General features: G+C 65.8%; 1 pseudogene. It reads left to right on the forward strand.

What is annotated here, in order from left to right:
* Positions 1–221 (forward strand): annotated as a pseudogene (locus J6500_RS32275) (SPL family radical SAM protein); the annotation flags it as partial.
* Positions 222–641 lie beyond the last annotated feature (420 nt).

A 641-nucleotide genomic window follows, 5' to 3' on the forward strand; every position in this document is an offset into this window, starting at 1 on the left:
TGGCCAAGCGCAACCTGGCAAAAGTCGCGCTCTCGGTGACGACGCTCGATCCGAAGCTGGCGCGGACGATGGAGCCGCGCGCGTCCACCCCGCCGAAGCGGCTGGAGGCGATCAAGCGGCTCGCGGACGCCGGCATCCCGACCACTGTGATGGTCGCGCCCGTGATCCCGGCGCTGAACGATTCCGAGATCGAGCGCATCCTCGATGCCGCCGCGCATGTCGCGGATCAAGGTGAAGACGTGGCGGTAGCGGTCCGGATAGTTCGCCATCAGCCATTCGCGGAAGAGATCGCGGACCTCGAGCGGCAGCCGCAGCAGCACGTAGCTCGCCTCCTTGGCGCCGGCATGCGCGGCGGCCGCGACTACGATTCGCAATGGGGCACGCGGATGAAGGGCACCGGCCCGATGGCCTGGATGATCGGCCGTCGATTCGAAATCGCCTGCGAGAAGCTCGGGCTGAACAAGCGCCGCACCAAGCTGACCACCGACCATTTCGCCAAGCCGAAGCGCAACGGCCAGCAGTTGAGTTTGTTCTAAGGCAGGACCGGTAGCCCGGATGAGCGAAGCGCATCCGGGAAGGTCTCTCCGCGGTGAGGTCGGTCCCGGATATCGTTTCGCTCATCCGGGCTACGAAACTGCAAG

The sequence above is a fragment of the Bradyrhizobium semiaridum genome (genome assembly GCF_020329505.1).
GTDB lineage: Bacteria > Pseudomonadota > Alphaproteobacteria > Rhizobiales > Xanthobacteraceae > Bradyrhizobium > Bradyrhizobium semiaridum.